Below are 12,944 nucleotides of genomic sequence, written 5' to 3'. Positions count from 1 at the left end.
GGATAGCTCAGTCGGTAGAGCAGCAGACTGAAAATCTGCGTGTCGGCAGTTCGATTCTGCCTCTAACCACCATTTCTTTTTCATAAACTTTTTTCATGGGCACGGACAGATGGGTGAGCGGCTGAAACCACACCCCTGCTAAGGGTGCAGCTCTTAATCGGGGCTCGAGGGTTCAAATCCCTCTCTGTCCGCCACCAACCCCAAAAATACGGCATTTAATAACAAATTTATAAAATAAAAAAATCCCTATGCCGACCCAAATCAATAAATTGAAATATCTCGTTTAAAATCTTTTAAGTTTGAATTAAGATAATTAACATAGACATCATAAATCATCTTAGGCGTGGAGTGACCTAATAATTTTGATAATTCTACTGGAGTAACATAGTTGCCATAAAGCATAGAAGTAGCATAAGTATGTCGCATGTTATAAAGTCGCCTATATGGTAAATTTAACTCGTCTAAAATAGGCTTCCAAAAGTCAGAAGTAAAAACACCAGTATCTCGATAAGGATCATTATATTGCGTTTGCAAAAGATAAATATTGCCTGAATATTTTTCAATATAAGTTTTTAATCTTGTATATAAATTATCTAAAATAGGTATTGATCTAATCGAATAAATAGTTTTTGGTATATTCTCGCCAAACCTAGAACGAGTTGAATTTATATTTATAACCCTATTTTCTAAATCAACATCTTTCATTTTTAAAGATAATATCTCGCCAGTCCGCATGCCAGTAAAGAAACCAATATATAAAAAAATCTGAAATCTATCGTTATATCTAGTAGATAATCTTAAAATATCATTTACCTGCTGGCTAGTAAAAGGCTCTATTCTTGGTGTTTTATGAACTATGCTTTTAATATGAATAATGGGATTTTTATCAATAATTTCATCTTCTAAAGCAAGCTTTAAGATCATAGATAGAGAATTCAAATAGTGTTTTTTGCTTTTATTAGAAACGTCTTGAATAGAGTTAAGCCACAAGCGAATAACACTAGGCTTTATTTCGTAAATATCTAAATCAAAGAAAACATTTAGCCTATTTTTTACAATGCCCTTATTCTTGCAATACGTCGATAACTTCCATTCAGACTTACCGAGCTTAAGATATAAATCGGCATAGTATTTAAACTTAACGTTTTGCATAGTTAAAACTCATTGCAAACCAAAAATCGATCTACAAAACTATCAATATCGGGAGCATTAAGATCGTGCCTTTGGTGATAGTGTGTAAAATTGTCTAATTCTCTATCAAGCATTAAATTTTCAACATAAGCTAAATGCTGAACATTTACATCACTACCCAAGCTTTGGTAATAATTAACTAACTCATAATCTTTCATTCTGCTTACCGGCTTAGGTTTCTCATAGCTTTTAAAAAACTCATCGCAAATTTTTAAAATTTGCCTTTGTTTTAAGGAGTTGCCAAAACTCTTTATCTCATCGCTAGCATCTTCATATCGTTTAATAGTATTGCTATCTTTAATTATTCTAGTCTTTTGCCAAAGCTCGCCAAATTCATCAAATATTTTTAAAGGCTTCCTAGTGTAAGGATCAACGACAACAGTAACCAAGCCTTTATTATAGTTTTTAGTAAGAGATATTAGATCAATACTGCCGTTTAACTTTCTATAAATTTCAAGACTTACAAACGTTTGTGACATAGTAAAACGCCTAATTTTATGCTTTAAATACCAGTAGCTAATATCGGTTAAATTATCCAATTCAGGATTTTGGCGAAGATCATCAAGAGTTTTAAAAATATATTTCATAACATACGAAGTAGCGTTTTTAATATCGGTTTCAACCCTGCTATGAGTATCTAAAAAACGATCTTTGATAGCAGAAACGCACTTATCCAAATTTTCTTTAGGAACAAAAACAAGCAAATTTAAATGACAAGTTCCGTCTAAATGCGGTTCTTTGGTAGTTATATAGCATCTTTTATCTGAAGCAATACCCCTAAAACATCTAGAACCAATAATTTTTCTAACCAAAGCTTGAAGTTTGATAGCACCTGCGCTAACGCTATGCTTATCATCATCGATATACTTTTTATTATAAACAAGCTTTTTTCTGCCACTCTTAAGAGTTATAAGCTTTTGTTGATGATATTCACTAGGTAAAGTAAGAACAGCAAAAATAGGCTTTAAATCTTGTTTTAAAGCATATTCATTAAGGCTAGCTACTCGGTTATTAAGTTCAGCAATGTATCTGTTTGAGTTATGCCAGCTAGAAAAATAAAAATTTGAGTAAGGAACATACTCGCCATTTATCATAAAGAAATTGCTATCAAGAAATTTCTTTTGATTTTCTAGCTTAGTTTTTAAAAAGATTTTATCGGTTTCGGTAATTCCATACATTTTTTACACCTTTGTACACACTTATATTATATATAGCCAAGAGCGCACGCTTATTCCCCACTTCGTGGGGCCCCTTTTGCGTTGCGCGCTGCGCTCGTCAAGTAGCGCTCAAGAGCAAGGTGCTTATCTGCTGGATCATAATAAAACTCTGAAAAAATATCTTTCTCGGATGGTAGCATAGTGATAAATATACTAAAGCTATAATCGCTAGTCTTTTCGCTTTTATACGTCGTTATATCGCCAAGAATAGGAATATTTTCAATAAATGGAATAGTCTTTGTTGATTTAATTGTTTCTTTGCTATTAATACCGCCAATAAGAAATGAATTTGTATCAGTAAGATAAACATTTGTTTTTAGATGCCTACTTGAAATTCTAGGAGTTAATGTATCATCAAGCAAATTTTCAATATATAGATCCAAAGTAAAACTAACACTATCATTAGTAATCAAGACACTTGAAATATAAAGCTTTAAACCAACATCTTGATATTCAACTTGGTTGGTAGTAATGCTTTGACTATTTTGAATATCGATTGATGATTTTTGAATAGGCGTTTTTATAACGCTCTCAATTACGCTATCTTTATTATCAATAACAGTAACTCTAGGATTATAGATCAGATCAGAAACGCCCTTTTCTTTAAGTAAATTTATAAGACTGGTGACAGAATCTTTATTAACTTTGGTGCTATCGACCGTAAGAACGTTTGTAATAATTTTAAAGTAGAAATGATCTAAAGGACTTAAGATAGATTCTATACGTGGTCCAATTTCTTTAAGCTTTGTGTTATCTGTGCTAATAATAGTAAAGCTAAGCTGTCGTAATTGATAGCTAGTATCAAGCCCATTAATAAGATTATCAATAATCTTATACTGGCTTTCAGTAGTAAGAAGCAATACCCTATCACTATAAACAGTGTATTTTATATTTTCATTAAATAAAGATAGGGCGGATACAACATCTTCTTTGGAAATATGCTTAAATTTTATTATGTAGTCTTTTAAAACTGGCTTCTCTTCAACAGTTGGATTATATATTAAAAGAACGCTATCTTGTATTAAATAATCAAGACCATTAACATTTAAAATATCTTTAAGCAACTTAGAAAAAGTATCAGTATTGCTTAGATCAAGCGTAGGCAAAAATACATCAAAGTTAGTATCAACATTGCCACTAATAACAATATTTTTACCAGTTATAGAACTAATCTCGCCCAAGAAATCATTAAAAGTAATATTTCGATATTCTAAGGCAGATAAACTACTTGAGAGTAGGAAGCATAGGACTAGAATCAGTCTTTGGAGATTTTTCATTTGCAAACCCTTGTGATGAATTTTCTAAGCTTTTTAAAACCCTTTCAAAATCTGCATGGCAAGAAACAAAGTAATCAATGTAGTTGCCTGACTTCTTATCTTGTAAGAATATATGGCAGTTTGAGAAAGAAAGGAGTTCTAAGAAGCTATCTAAAGATAAATCAATGGAGTAATTTCTAAATTTACAACCGCTTGGAAAGCAAGTTACCCTTAGATAGATTCTATTATTATTAAAAATAGTGGTGTTTATATCTGAACTATCTACACTATCTGAAATTGTTTTAAGCTCTTTAGAATCAGAAGTATTTAAATCAACAAACCTTGTTTCTTGTTTAGTTGATTGAGCTGGCTCATGTTTAGGCTCTAAGAATTTATATATAGCATAAGAAGCTATAATGAAAATTATTAAAAATAAAATCTTTTTAGTTGCATAGCTTTTATAAATTTCTTTTGAACCACTACTATATAAATCTGAGACTTTTTGATTAAATTTTAGATTTTCAGAACGAATAAGATTGTAATTAAAATTAGATGAAGTGCTATAGACTTTATATTTAAAAAGACTACTAAAGAGCCTTTTGCCACTAGGTTGAGCCATATACATTAATTCAGTATGAACTAAATACTCTCTATTTGTCTGACGTTTAGACTGAAAAAGAAAGATAATATCTATCCCAAAATGTCCGTGATAGCTTAAAAACCTACCCAAGCTTTCATTAAAGGTTTTAGTAAAGGTGTTGTAAGCTTCATCAAGAACTATCAAGCAATGATGATAATTTTCGTAAATTCCATTTTTCAAGGCATATTCATCATAATTATCTACATTCTCTAAAAAGCCATTTTCATATTGAGAACTAAGGGTATATTCTTGACTAACGGCAGTAAGAAAATCATTTTTATCATATTGCTTTACAAAGCCATCGAAATGATCAAATTTTAAGCCATTGATATTAGTATAGATAAACCTATACTTTGATTCGCCTTTTAAGTGCAATTCGTATTCATCATTTATTAGATGAACTGCTTTATAAGTTTTTCCAGATCGTGGCGGACCAATAATTAAACTAAGCATGCTATCTACTCATTAAAGTTAATAGATCGGTTATGATCTTTGTCATATTAGCCCTAACATACAAGATAACCCTATAAAGCTGGAGAGCAAAGAACAAGCTAAGAATAGATATAAACAAGGTCATTGCAGTTGAAAAAGCAGAAGCTAAACCGCTTTGATGTAAAAACTCCATAGCAGAATTTAGAACAGTTTGATTAGGCAAACCGCCAAAAGATCCACCAACACTAGAGCCATAATCAAACATTTTAGGGATATACTCCCTAAGTAAATTCCAAATTTTCATAATAAATAAAATGGCATATCCAGCAAAAGCAATAAGAAAAGCCACAAAAGAAGCATAAATAGGCACAACAAAGGCTAAAATAGTATTTCTTATACCAATTTTCTTTACTAAGAATTCAATAAAATTTACAATAAAACCACCGACCGCACCGATTAACCATTTCATGAATCACCGCCTACCCTAAAGAGATATTTCAAAGAAAACATAATGATCTCAAAGCTAAACCAGATCGTAAAAAACAAAGTAAGAATAGACCTATAAGGAGTAACAATACGACAAGGATCGATATTAAATAAATTATTTTTACCGCTACCAGGAGTTGGGCCACTAATAGTAAAAGGACAAGTTCCTTTAGGGATATCAGGAGCATCAATACCTTTATTAAAAACGTCAAGCGACTCGTTAAAGTTATTCATTAAATTATCAATATCGCTCTTAAAGTTGTTCAAAAAATTAAAGGCGTCATTAACGGACACATCAAATTTAGCAAGCTCGCTTTGCAGTGCAGAAAAAGAAGTAGCAGTATTAACATTAGGCTCATAATTCCATTGCTCTAGCTGTTGATTTTTGATAGAAGTTAAAGTATCGTTTATAGTATCAAGCTTGGCACTATTTCTATTTAAAGCCTGCTCTAAAGAGCTTAAATCAATAGACTGGGTAGGCTGGCTAGGAATAGTTGTTGATGATGAACCGCCACTACCTGAATTAGACGAACTACCAGATGAATTTGTTGATGTGCTATCTTTTGGAATAGAATTAGTAACTTTATTATCAGAAGTAATAGTATTAACGTAACCAGTAGAAAACTTATTACTACCGCTTGGGGTCTTATAAATATAAGAATAAGTTACATCTTGAACCTTAGAGCCAGTAGATGTAGTAGTTTCAACAACTTCAACATCAATAACACTTTTATCAGGGGTAACAATATTACCTTTGTAAGTTGCTTTATTGCCTGCATTGCTAGTTTGCTTAATTGTCATGGGCAAATTTGGGGTAGGTTTATCAGAAGCTTTAAACATAGTATTTAAATCATAATCAAGGCTTATGTTTTTAACTTCATTAGGAACAGTTATATCTTTTGTGGGGATAGGTTTAGACATATCCTTAAGCTTTGCAGTAACAATTGTATTGTTTTCAATTTTAGAAACTGAAGCATCTTTTGGCAAATCAAATTTTCTTAAATTTGGAGAAACATCGGCAGTTGCTTGGGGTGACTTAACTATATTTGATGAAGCTGAAGCAGTGGCATCGAGCTTGCCAGTTTCTTTAAAAACGCTGTTAAAAACAATAGCATTATCATCAACTGGATTAAGATTAAAGACTGGCTCAGGACCTGAAACAGTAGCCTTAACATCAACTATTTGGGGGCGATATTCTAATAAATTTAAATTAGCAGGCTTAGCACCACTAGAAAAAAGACCCTTAAAAAAAGAACCCAAAGAGCTAAGACCATTTTTAATAGCATTAATAGGCAATGGGATCATAAAACCGCCCATAATGAAAAGATCATTTTCAAGCTGTTTTTCAGCCTTAAATCGCTCAATAGTTTCAGGGGCATAACAACCACTAGGAATACTCATACAAGTTGCGAGTTCGTAGCCACTAACACTATCATCGCAACCATGAAATTTCATATTTCTTTTTTTGCAATCACTTTCAGATATATTAGGATCAGGCAAACACTCTTCAACAATTTTATCCCTTAAAAGAAGCTCTACCTTTCTTTCATTATAGATCATAGGCTTAGGACACCAATCAGGGCGTTTTAATTCTCGCTCACATTCTCCAGTTTCTTGATTTAAAAAATGATCTTTTGGACAAGTTTGGCACTTTTTAGTTTTTAAATTTAAAACTTGATCAGCAGAACAATTATAAGGATAATACCTAGAATAAGAAATAGTATTAGCAGGAATAGATTTTTCTTTACTAGGGTGATAAGTAGCAGAACCAGTTATATTAAAAACATTATTAGCAACGAGAAAATGCTCGCCACCAGAAACGACACCACAAGTAAGAGTAGAACTTTGAACAATCTCTGAATCAACAACATAATAAAGAGAATCATAAATTTTAAAAACTTTATATCCACTCTTTTCATAAATAAAAGAAATTGCTTGAGTAAAATTTGATAAAGAATGGCAATCGGCGTAAGCAAATGAAAAAGAAAAAAATATAGAGAACAAAAGAAAAAATGATTTTATTTTTTTCATGAATTTAACCCTTTTTAAAATTTAATACCTGACGCCCTGCGGTTGTCGCTTCTTTTTTGTCCTACGGAAAAAAAGAAGTTAAAAATTTAATATCCAGCACGTCGAAAAAATTAAAACCTACTTGACAAAAGAGAGAGCTATAACGTATATAAATATAGGCACAAAAAAGAGAGAAAAGAGATTTAAAAAATAATTAAATACATCATTGTTAAATACTTCAATCATCGTGTAGCTCCGACTATAATTAACCCAATAAGAAAAGAAAATGCTATAAGTATCGCAGAAAGACCCATTAAAAAATTAAATTGATGTTCATATATACCTAGGTTTGGAATTAAATCATTTTTTTGAATGTAGCAAATATTAGTTTCAGTGTTAAATATATAGTTTGTTTGTAAATTATAAAGAGAATAATAAGAAGTAAAAACACTATCATCAAAATTTACAAAAAATACTTTTTTATCTTTTATGTAGAAATCTTTAACGCAGATATTTAGGTTAGGAACGTATATAGCATTTTCTTTCATTATTTTAACCTTTAAAGGGGCAAGAAGCCCCTAAAACTACTTGATGAAAGACTTAACTCTGCTAGCAATCATAAAGATGAAAGCAACAGCGATAACGCCAGCAAATACGTAGTCAAATAAAGCATAGTCAGCTTTTAACGGCGTAGTTGGAACTACTGGAGCATCACCAGCGAAAAGAACAGGAGCTGAAAGCAATGTAGAGCCAACAGCAGCAACTTTAACCTTAGTAGATTCTAGAAAATTTTTAACTTTTTCCATATCTAACTCCTTTTTGAAATTTTAGAGAACAATCTCTACAAAATTTAAAGAATAAACTTTGTAGAAATTGAGAAAGGCGGGAGAGTGGTTTGCTACTCACATTAAGGCATAGCCCCCGCTTTTAATTATTTAGACGACTTTGATGTTTCTTTCAAAAAAGGATTTTCATTGAAAACTTGAAAACTCAAACTCTCATCAGGGAACATATATGCACCATTGCGAGTATTTAAAAAGCGATATGGAACAGCGATATATTTGCCTTTTACAGAATCAAATTTTGGCTTAAGAGAAAAGTCATAATTGATAGTTTCGGTTGATTTGACAAGATAGCCATGTTGATCACGACTTTCAAAAGTGATAGTTACGTCGATAGACGATGCAACTTCACCAGTTTTCTTGTCGATGCGAGAAATCGGACGAACTTCGTCACAAAAACCTAAAAGATAAGTGTACATGTGTAGCTCCTTAAAAAATATTTGTTTTGTAGCTAAGTATTTTAGGGGCAGAGCTACACCACCCCCAACAGTTTTACAACGTATTAAGGTTGTAACAAACAAGCCCCTAAACATCTCTACTCTGTTGCGGGCAGTTCATTAGGTTCAAAATAGTTTAAAGCCATATTAAGGGCAAAATTTACATACCTTCGATAAAATCGGAAATATGAAATCATTTCATACGAACAATGAAATTATTTCATAATGTAACTTAAATAAAAATTAAAAATGAAAGAATTTCAAAGAATATGGAAAAAAAAGAGATAGCAAATTTACTAGACATAGAACTAAGAACACTCTATAACTGGGAAAAATCAAGACCAAAACTATATAATTTCATTATAGAAAATATTAAAGATAAACAAGAAAATAATTCAAAAACGGATGAATTAAAAAAATATTTTGAAAAATTATCAGAGATAGAACAAGAATATTTTTTATCTAGCTTAAAAGTAAAAGTATTAGAAAAAGAAATAAAACAAACAGAAACATACAAATGACAAATGCAGAAATCGCAAAAAAGCTAAAAATAGCTGAAAAAACAATATATAACTGGCGTAAAAATAGAAAAGAGCTTTTTGAAGTTATAGAAAATGGACTAAATTTAAAAGAAAACAAAGAAAGCCTATATGTAAATGATGCATATAAAAAATTAATACAGCTCTTTGAAAAACTATCAGAACAAGAAATTCAATACTATATCCTAGATATAAAAACAAGAATTTTAAAAAAAGAAATAGATAAATGAACAAAAGAGAAGTAGCCAAATTTATCGGAAAAGATATAAGCACTATCTATAACTGGAAAAAAAATAACCCAAACTTATACAAAATACTAGAATTTTATTTTCAAAAAGAAAGTGAAATAAATCCAACGCATAAAGAGCTAATAGAGCTATTTGATAAGTTAAGTGAAATGGAACAACAATTTTATTTATCAGACATAAGAGCAAGAATACTAAAAAAAGAAATAGGTTAATAGAGTGAGAATACTAAAAACTTTATTATTGCTTTGCATTTTTTTAATTGCTGATCCAATAGAAATACACGTAGAGAAAAACAAAAACCAAAACAAATACATAAAAGATTTAAATTTAGTAGGCGACTGGAACATACAAACGGAGAGATACTTTATAGATTTTATACTAACAGCAGGCAGTAGCTGGGATATAAGTTTTAAAAAAAATCACGAAATTTTACTTGATAATCAACCAAGAGAAATGTTTTGGAAATACGACAACGAAAAAGGGGAAATAAGCATATACAACAAAAAAGAAATAACCATATACGGCGGAGATGAAATAATTTTAAAAGAATACATAGGAAATAAATGCTTTAAAGCAGAACTAAACAAAAACCACCAAATAAAAATGTGTAAAACAAAAGGAACAATAGTAAATAACGTAAAAGAATTAATAAAAATAGATATGAAATAAAATGTATAGTATTCAAATCCCTCTCTGTCCGCCACCAATACAATGTTTTCCTTTCCAACCATCCCTCATAAATTTCAGTGTTTTGGCTATATTTCTTATTTTGAATTTGGTTTTTAGCTTAAGTGATTAAAAATAAATTTAAAAAATATGAAAATTTATAAAAAGATGGGCGATTGCTCGCCCTTTGAATTAGTTTTTGCGTGTGTTTGCGTCTGGAGTGAAAAGTGGCTTATCAAGAAGTTTGAAGTCGCCTATAAATTTCTGACCCTCTTCGCTTGTCGCCCATTTTATAAATTTCTCTGCATTTTCGATATCAGTTTTAGGGCAGTGTTTTGGATTTACTGCGATTAGAGAGTAGAAGTTTTTAAGGTCGTTGTCGCCCTCGTTGATGATGACCATCTCAGGATGACCTTTTTGGTTTGCTTCATATTTAATGTAAGTACCGCGGTCAGTAAATGTAACGCCTTTTTGCTCAGCAGCAGCATTTATCGTAGCTAGCATGCCTTGACCTGTTTGCATATACCAGCTATCTTTTTCAGGAACTTCGCCAGCGATCTTTTTCCAGATGCCTTTTTCTTTATTATCTGTGCCTGATTTGTCGCCACGTGAGAAGAATTTGATACCATCTTTTTTGATAAGCTCAAAGCTTTGTTTTATATCTTTACCTTTAAATTTATCAGCGATTGATTTATCAGCGATAACGACGAAGTCATTGTACATTACGGCATTTCTTTTTAAGCCAAAACCTTTTTCTACAAATTCTTTCTCAACTTTTGGTGAGTGAACGAAAAGTATGTCAGCATTGCAGTCTTCACCAAGCTTTAGTGCAGCACCTGTGCCAACAGCTGTCCATTTTATATCAACACCTGTTTTTGCTTTATAAGCTGGATAGATCGCATCAAGCAAGCCAGTGTTATCTGTGCTTGTTGTAGTCGCCATGATTAGTTCATTGTCAGCGCCAAACGCCAAAACTGCGGCTGCTAGTGAGCCTAAGATAATCTTTTTCATTTTTCTCCTTTAAAAAAAATTGTGATATTATAGCACATTTAAAATAATCTTAAGAAATATGCTAGGAAAGAATAATTGGATTTTTTACTTAATGGCTTTACAGAAGCCTTTAATCTACTTTTAAACGGCAATCTTGAAACATATTCAGCCATCAAGGCTACTCTTTACACATCAAGCGTGTCGATACTTCTTGCCGTTGTTGTTGGCTTTCCACTTGGTTTCATGCTTGGCTTTTATGACTTTAGGGGCCGAAAAATTTTACGCCTTCTAAGTGACACGGCTCTTGCCATGCCAACAGTTGCGATCGGTCTTATTTTATACGCATTTATCACTAGAAACGGCCCGCTTGGCAGCTTAAATTTACTCTTTACACTAAAAGCGGTCATGCTGGGTCAGTTTGTGCTTGCCCTTCCTATCATCATCTCGCTTACCGCAAGCGTGGTTGAAAATATGGAGAAAAAGCACTATCTAACTATCCTAAATTTACGCCTTGCGCCGGCAAAGCTAGTTTGCTGTGTGCTTTACGAGCTGCGTTACGCCCTCATGGTAGTTATCGCCACTGCTTACGGCAGGATCGTGGCTGAAGTGGGCGTTGCGATGATGATAGGCGGCAACATCAAGTACTTTACTAGAACGATCACCACAGCCGTTTCGCTTGAGACGAACAAGGGCGAATTTGCCATGGGTATAGCGCTTGCCATGGTTTTGATATTCATCGCATTTTTAGTAAATTTAGCGATCTTTGCGCTCAAAAAACTAGACAAATAGGAGCAAATTTTGATAAAGATAAGAAATTTACACCTAAGCTACGGCAAAAGCGAGATCCTAAATATCCCAAGCCTTGATATAAATACCAAAAAGATAACTGCTCTAATGGGCAGTAATGGCAGTGGCAAAAGCACGCTAATAAGATTACTCTCGCGCCTGCAAAGCCCAGATAGTGGGGAAATTTCACTTTGGGGAGAAAATAGGCCAAGCCTTGAAATGCTGCGTAAAATTTGCGTTTTGCTGCCTGAGCCTGCCCTTTTAAAAAGAAGCGTTAGAGAAAATTTCAAAGTCATCTTAAAAAGTAGAAATTTACTAAGCGAATTTGAGGAGCGAACCAGCGAAGCACTCGCTCTTGTGGGACTTGATGAGAAATTTTTAGACAAGCGCCACTTTGAGCTAAGCTCTGGTCAGACGCAGCGCATCGCATTTGCACTTGCACTTTCTTTAAGGGTGCCATTTTATCTGCTTGATGAGCCGACAAATAGCGTTGATATCGGCACTTCAAAGCTCTTTAGCAAGGCTATAAATTTGATGCACGAGAGATATGGCTGCGGCTTTGTCATCGCAAGTCACGACGAGAAGTGGCTTAGCATGCTAGCAAACGAGTGCGTGTTTTTACACAAAGGCAGGGTATGCGAGTTTGAATACAAAAATATCTTTGAGATAGAAGGTGGCGTGCTAAGCTTTGGTGGTGGCGCACGGCTAAATTTAGCTTCAAATTTTAAAGGCAAAAGCAAGATAACGATCAACCCAAGCAAGATAAAAATTTCTAAAACAGATGATGAGGGTCAAATTTCAGGGGTTTTACACTCGGCCTCGCTTTATATGGGCGATGAAAAGCTTTTGAAGGTCAAAGTTGGCGACTTTTTGATCAAAATTTTTAGCCATGATGATGAAATTACAAAGATCGGAGAGAGGGTATTTTTAGAATTTGAAGAGGGCTCGATGCTAGCTTTGGAGTAAAATTTACTCCCACTCTTTAAATTTAGTCCAAAAATAAAAATGGATATCAAAAAAGAGCTAAATTTTAATAATCCTGCCAAAAAATCATATCTTACATAACTCCCTAAAAATGGCGTTTTTAAATATGCAATTAAGGCATATTTAAGCTTTTTTTAACTTTTCTAATTTATTTTATTTTAAGCCACATTAATAAGGCAATTAATTGTATAGTTTCAGTATCGTTAAAAAACTATTTAAG

At 32.7% G+C, this 12,944-nt stretch carries 16 protein-coding genes and 2 tRNA genes; 8 read left to right on the top strand and 10 right to left on the bottom strand.

Translation table 11 applies throughout. The annotated features are described in order from the left end of the window. Positions 1-2 precede the first annotated feature (2 nt). Positions 3-72 (top strand) — tRNA-Phe (locus tag CYO90_RS06910). Positions 73-103: 31 nt separating this feature from the next. Further along, a tRNA-Ser gene (locus tag CYO90_RS06905) sits at positions 104-194 on the top strand. A 67-nt stretch (positions 195-261) separates the two neighbouring features. Here CYO90_RS06905 and CYO90_RS06900 read toward each other — a convergent pair. From CYO90_RS06900 to CYO90_RS06860, 9 genes are all read right to left on the bottom strand, one after another. Beyond that, a complete protein-coding gene (locus CYO90_RS06900) occupies positions 262-1,152 on the bottom strand; it encodes a tyrosine-type recombinase/integrase (RefSeq protein WP_103578964.1) in 891 nt (296 codons plus the stop codon). A 2-nt stretch (positions 1,153-1,154) separates the two neighbouring features. Beyond that, the gene (locus CYO90_RS06895) at positions 1,155-2,369 is read right to left on the bottom strand and encodes a radical SAM protein (RefSeq protein ID WP_103578963.1); all 1,215 of its coding nucleotides are present in this window, start codon (positions 2,367-2,369) and stop codon (positions 1,155-1,157) included. A gap of 50 nt (positions 2,370-2,419) precedes the next feature. Beyond that, positions 2,420-3,685, bottom strand: coding sequence for a type II secretion system protein GspD (locus CYO90_RS06890; protein WP_181000230.1), 1,266 nt, complete (start codon positions 3,683-3,685; stop codon positions 2,420-2,422). Further along, positions 3,633-4,757, bottom strand: coding sequence for a zonular occludens toxin domain-containing protein (locus CYO90_RS06885; protein WP_103578961.1), 1,125 nt, complete (start codon positions 4,755-4,757; stop codon positions 3,633-3,635). The genes CYO90_RS06890 and CYO90_RS06885 overlap by 53 nt, the downstream gene beginning before the upstream one ends. Before the next feature lies 1 nt (position 4,758). Beyond that, positions 4,759-5,205 carry a hypothetical protein gene (locus tag CYO90_RS06880; protein WP_103578960.1) on the bottom strand — a complete coding sequence of 149 codons (447 nt, stop codon included), beginning with the start codon at positions 5,203-5,205 and terminating at the stop codon, positions 4,759-4,761. Next, the gene (locus tag CYO90_RS06875) at positions 5,202-7,253 is read right to left on the bottom strand and encodes a hypothetical protein (protein ID WP_181000229.1); all 2,052 of its coding nucleotides are present in this window, start codon (positions 7,251-7,253) and stop codon (positions 5,202-5,204) included. Before CYO90_RS06875 ends, CYO90_RS06880 begins: the two co-directional genes overlap by 4 nt. A gap of 221 nt (positions 7,254-7,474) precedes the next feature. After that, complete coding sequence (locus CYO90_RS06870; RefSeq protein ID WP_035144669.1) at positions 7,475-7,780, bottom strand: hypothetical protein; 306 nt, start codon at positions 7,778-7,780, stop codon at positions 7,475-7,477. A 36-nt stretch (positions 7,781-7,816) separates the two neighbouring features. Continuing rightward, positions 7,817-8,038, bottom strand: a complete 222-nt coding sequence (locus CYO90_RS06865) for a phosphonate transporter (protein ID WP_103578959.1) — start codon at positions 8,036-8,038, stop codon at positions 7,817-7,819. A gap of 125 nt (positions 8,039-8,163) precedes the next feature. Further along, the gene (locus tag CYO90_RS06860) at positions 8,164-8,607 is read right to left on the bottom strand and encodes a hypothetical protein (RefSeq protein ID WP_181000228.1); all 444 of its coding nucleotides are present in this window, start codon (positions 8,605-8,607) and stop codon (positions 8,164-8,166) included. A 173-nt stretch (positions 8,608-8,780) separates the two neighbouring features. On the opposite strand from CYO90_RS06860, the gene CYO90_RS06855 reads away from it, so the two are divergent. The 4 genes from CYO90_RS06855 to CYO90_RS06840 are packed head-to-tail and all read left to right on the top strand — an operon-like array spanning position 8,781 to position 9,967. Continuing rightward, positions 8,781-9,032, top strand: a complete 252-nt coding sequence (locus CYO90_RS06855; protein ID WP_103578958.1) for a cobalt chelatase — start codon at positions 8,781-8,783, stop codon at positions 9,030-9,032. After that, a complete protein-coding gene (locus tag CYO90_RS06850) occupies positions 9,029-9,280 on the top strand; it encodes a hypothetical protein (protein ID WP_103578957.1) in 252 nt (83 codons plus the stop codon). Before CYO90_RS06855 ends, CYO90_RS06850 begins: the two co-directional genes overlap by 4 nt. Then, entirely contained in the window at positions 9,277-9,510 is a 234-nt protein-coding gene (locus tag CYO90_RS06845; protein WP_103578956.1) for a histidine kinase, read from the top strand. The genes CYO90_RS06850 and CYO90_RS06845 overlap by 4 nt, the downstream gene beginning before the upstream one ends. Positions 9,511-9,514: 4 nt before the next feature. Continuing rightward, positions 9,515-9,967, top strand: coding sequence for a hypothetical protein (locus CYO90_RS06840; protein ID WP_103578955.1), 453 nt, complete (start codon positions 9,515-9,517; stop codon positions 9,965-9,967). 189 nt (positions 9,968-10,156) lie between these two features. Here the strand turns inward: CYO90_RS06840 and tupA are convergent, their stop codons facing one another. Further along, positions 10,157-10,975 carry a tungstate ABC transporter substrate-binding protein TupA gene (tupA, locus tag CYO90_RS06835; RefSeq protein WP_002941321.1) on the bottom strand — a complete coding sequence of 273 codons (819 nt, stop codon included), beginning with the start codon at positions 10,973-10,975 and terminating at the stop codon, positions 10,157-10,159. A gap of 75 nt (positions 10,976-11,050) precedes the next feature. On the opposite strand from tupA, the gene tupB reads away from it, so the two are divergent. Both tupB and tupC read left to right on the top strand, forming a co-directional pair. Next, positions 11,051-11,743: a tungstate ABC transporter permease TupB gene (tupB, locus tag CYO90_RS06830; protein WP_103578954.1), complete on the top strand. Its 693-nt coding sequence runs from the start codon at positions 11,051-11,053 to the stop codon at positions 11,741-11,743. A 9-nt stretch (positions 11,744-11,752) separates the two neighbouring features. Beyond that, positions 11,753-12,706: a tungstate ABC transporter ATP-binding protein TupC gene (gene tupC / locus CYO90_RS06825; RefSeq protein WP_103578953.1), complete on the top strand. Its 954-nt coding sequence runs from the start codon at positions 11,753-11,755 to the stop codon at positions 12,704-12,706. The last annotated feature ends 238 nt before the right edge of the window (positions 12,707-12,944 follow it).

It is taken from the genome of Campylobacter concisus, assembly GCF_002913745.1.
GTDB classification, from domain to species: Bacteria; Campylobacterota; Campylobacteria; order Campylobacterales; family Campylobacteraceae; genus Campylobacter_A; species Campylobacter_A concisus_R.
Note: the sequence above shows the minus strand (reverse complement) of the source record. Positions and strands in the feature narration are given on the sequence as shown.

Bases quoted from the DNA above. Each gene is read 5' to 3' on its own strand.
- CYO90_RS06900 (WP_103578964.1), bottom strand. From the start codon at position 1,152: ATGCAAAACGTTAAGTTTAAATACTATGCCGATTTATATCTTAAGCTC.
- CYO90_RS06895 (WP_103578963.1), bottom strand. From the start codon at position 2,369: ATGTATGGAATTACCGAAACCGATAAAATCTTTTTAAAAACTAAGCTA.
- CYO90_RS06890 (WP_181000230.1), bottom strand. From the start codon at position 3,685: ATGAAAAATCTCCAAAGACTGATTCTAGTCCTATGCTTCCTACTCTCA.
- CYO90_RS06885 (WP_103578961.1), bottom strand. From the start codon at position 4,757: ATGCTTAGTTTAATTATTGGTCCGCCACGATCTGGAAAAACTTATAAA.
- CYO90_RS06880 (WP_103578960.1), bottom strand. From the start codon at position 5,205: ATGAAATGGTTAATCGGTGCGGTCGGTGGTTTTATTGTAAATTTTATT.
- CYO90_RS06875 (WP_181000229.1), bottom strand. From the start codon at position 7,253: ATGAAAAAAATAAAATCATTTTTTCTTTTGTTCTCTATATTTTTTTCT.
- CYO90_RS06870 (WP_035144669.1), bottom strand. From the start codon at position 7,780: ATGAAAGAAAATGCTATATACGTTCCTAACCTAAATATCTGCGTTAAA.
- CYO90_RS06865 (WP_103578959.1), bottom strand. From the start codon at position 8,038: ATGGAAAAAGTTAAAAATTTTCTAGAATCTACTAAGGTTAAAGTTGCT.
- CYO90_RS06860 (WP_181000228.1), bottom strand. From the start codon at position 8,607: ATGTTTAGGGGCTTGTTTGTTACAACCTTAATACGTTGTAAAACTGTT.
- CYO90_RS06855 (WP_103578958.1), top strand. From the start codon at position 8,781: ATGGAAAAAAAAGAGATAGCAAATTTACTAGACATAGAACTAAGAACA.
- CYO90_RS06850 (WP_103578957.1), top strand. From the start codon at position 9,029: ATGACAAATGCAGAAATCGCAAAAAAGCTAAAAATAGCTGAAAAAACA.
- CYO90_RS06845 (WP_103578956.1), top strand. From the start codon at position 9,277: ATGAACAAAAGAGAAGTAGCCAAATTTATCGGAAAAGATATAAGCACT.
- tupA (WP_002941321.1), bottom strand. From the start codon at position 10,975: ATGAAAAAGATTATCTTAGGCTCACTAGCAGCCGCAGTTTTGGCGTTT.